Genomic DNA, 2447 nt, shown 5'->3' with positions numbered 1-2447 from the left:
GGCAAGAGCCGTGTAACGGGAGACTGTTACGCACGGATTCTGTGAGAGCCGAGGGGTGAGATTCCCCTCGGCTACTCGGCAGACCGTCGTGGTGAGCGATGAGGAAAAGGCGTTGTAAGAGGCGTCAGGTGGGGACTGGGAAGACGAACGCAAGTGAATCGCTGCTGATGTGTCGAAAGACAAACAAATGACATCGAAACCGGGGCATGGTCTGGTTCCCGGGATGAGCCTGGCGGGTGCCCGTTTATTGGCCAGGTGGTGTCCGGCATGTAGGCGACGTGAGTCCGGTCTGCGGCTTCCGCATGGAACAGGAGAAGGCAGGCCCCGACACTGTCCGCCGCGTAGCGGTGGGCGAGAGGGAGTGCCCCAAGCGGCGGACACCGCGAGGGGTTGAGTACCGATGCGGGGCCTGCTGGCGGACCGGCTCGTAGTAGTGGTGAAGCCCCTGTAATGGGGGTGGAGCGAAGGGGCCGGGTCGTTCGTGACTGAGTTGATCGCATCAACCGGACGATGTCCGGGAGGAGTTCGATGGGCCAGTTGAAGTCGCAGGCCAAGCCGTTTGATATTTCGAAGTGGGAAGTCAAGGAGGCGTGGGAGGAAGTCAGGGCGAACAGAGGCGCGCCAGGAGTGGACGGGCAGAGTATCGATGACTTCGAGAAGGACCTGAAGAATAATCTGTACCGGGTTTGGAACCGGATGTCGTCGGGCTCGTACTTTCCACCGCCGGTGCGTGCGGTGGCCATTCCTAAGCCGCATGGCGGGGGCACGAGAATGCTCGGCATTCCCGCTGTCGCCGACCGGGTGGCGCAGACTGTGGTGGCTCGGCATCTGATGCGGAGGGTGGAGCCTATTTTCCATCCGGACAGTTTCGGATACCGGCCCGGGCGGTCCGCGTTGGATGCGGTGGGGAAATGCCGGGAGCGCTGTTGGAAGCGCGACTGGGTGGTGGAGTTCGACATCGCTAAGTTCTTCGACAGCGTGCCCTGGGACCTGCTGGTCAAGGCGGTGGAGGCGCACACTGACGCCGTTTGGGTGAAGTTGTATGTGCGGCGGTGGCTCGTGGCCCCGCTCGTCATGCCCGACGGCTCCCTGCTGGAGCGGGAGCGAGGGACCCCACAGGGGGCTCCGGTTTCTCCCGTATTGGCGAACCTGTTCCTGCACTACGCGTTCGACACGTGGATGGCCCGGGAGTTCCCGGCCGTCTGGTTCGAGCGCTATGCGGACGATGCGGTGCTGCACTGCGTCTCCGAGCGCGAGGCCCGCCAGGTGCTGGCCGCGCTCACGGACAGGATGGCCGAGGTCGGGCTGCAACTGCACCCGGCCAAGACCCGGATTGTGTACTGCCAGGACGGCAAACGCCGACGCTCCTACGAGCACACCGCGTTCACCTTCCTCGGATACACCTTCCGCGCCAGGCGAAGCCGGAACCGGCACGGCAGGCAGTTCCTGTCGTTCGACCCGGCGGTCAGCAAGGACGCCCTGACGAGGATGAGCCGGGAGGTGCGCTCCTGGCACCTGCACACCCGCTCGGACCTTTCTTTCAACGAGCTCGCCCGCAGGATCAACCCTGTGGTGGCGGGCTGGCTCAACTACTACAGCCGCTTCCGGCCGTGGGAGTTGCGCACCTTCGCGATGCGCATCAACGCCTACCTGGTGCGTTGGATCCGCCAGAAGTACAAGCGGCTCGCGGGCAGACGGAAGGCCCTCGCGAAACTCGTGGAGATCGCTCAGCGATACCCCCGTATGTTCGCGCACTGGCGCCTGACGACGGATGCCGTACTGGCCTGCTGATCAGAACGGCAAGAGCCGTGTAACGGGCGACTGTTACGCACGGTTCTGTGAGAGCCGAGGGGTGAGACTCCCCTCGGCTACTCGGCAGTTGTGCGTCACTTCGGACAGTGCCGTGTGACAGCCCCGGCCGGGGCGGAAACCGTGAGAGCGGCCGGAGAAACGTGGTTCGTAATATGCCTCCAACAGGAGGCGGATCACTTCACCGACGATTTTGTCCGACCATGACGGCAAGCCGAGCGGGCGCGTCTTTCCGTTGGATTTCGGGATGTGGACGCGCCGTACCGGGCGGAAGCGGTAGCGCTCGTGGTGCATGGCTTCGATGATGCGTCCGATCTTGGCTTCGGACATGCCGTCGGCGGTTTCCCCGCAGGTCCCGGGTGTCATCGCGCCCTGGTTGGCGTAGATGCGCCCGTAGGCCAGTAGATACAGGTGCGGGTTGAACAGTTGTCGATACAGTTCGTTGCACGGCAGGCCGCGCCTGCCGCGTTCACGCAGGACATCAATTACCGCTTCGGCGCTCTGCATTACGCATACCTCCCAGCATCGTGATGTCCGAATCACCTGGCCCCGCAGGGTAGGCCGCCGGCGAGGTGTCCGCTGATGCGGACCCTTTTCCGACGGCCCCCCACCGAACCGGGCATGCGACTTATCACCGC

Annotated in this window: 1 protein-coding gene and 1 pseudogene; one reads left to right on the top strand and one right to left on the bottom strand. The window is 64.0% G+C overall.

The window, feature by feature from the left end; translation table 11 throughout:
* The first annotated feature begins 528 nt into the window (after window positions 1–528).
* Window positions 529–1791, top strand: coding sequence for a group II intron reverse transcriptase/maturase (gene ltrA, locus ACFV9O_RS40055; protein ID WP_385427952.1), 1263 nt, complete (start codon window positions 529–531; stop codon window positions 1789–1791).
* A gap of 90 nt (window positions 1792–1881) precedes the next feature.
* Here the strand turns inward: ltrA and ACFV9O_RS40050 are convergent.
* Window positions 1882–2316, bottom strand: a pseudogene (locus tag ACFV9O_RS40050) (maturase); the annotation flags it as partial.
* Window positions 2317–2447: the final 131 nt, after the last annotated feature.

Origin of the sequence: Streptomyces sp. NPDC059909 (genome assembly GCF_042730885.1) — a bacterium.
In the GTDB taxonomy this organism is placed as follows: Bacteria; Actinomycetota; Actinomycetes; order Streptomycetales; family Streptomycetaceae; genus Streptomyces.
Note: the sequence above shows the minus strand (reverse complement) of the source record. Positions and strands in the feature narration are given on the sequence as shown.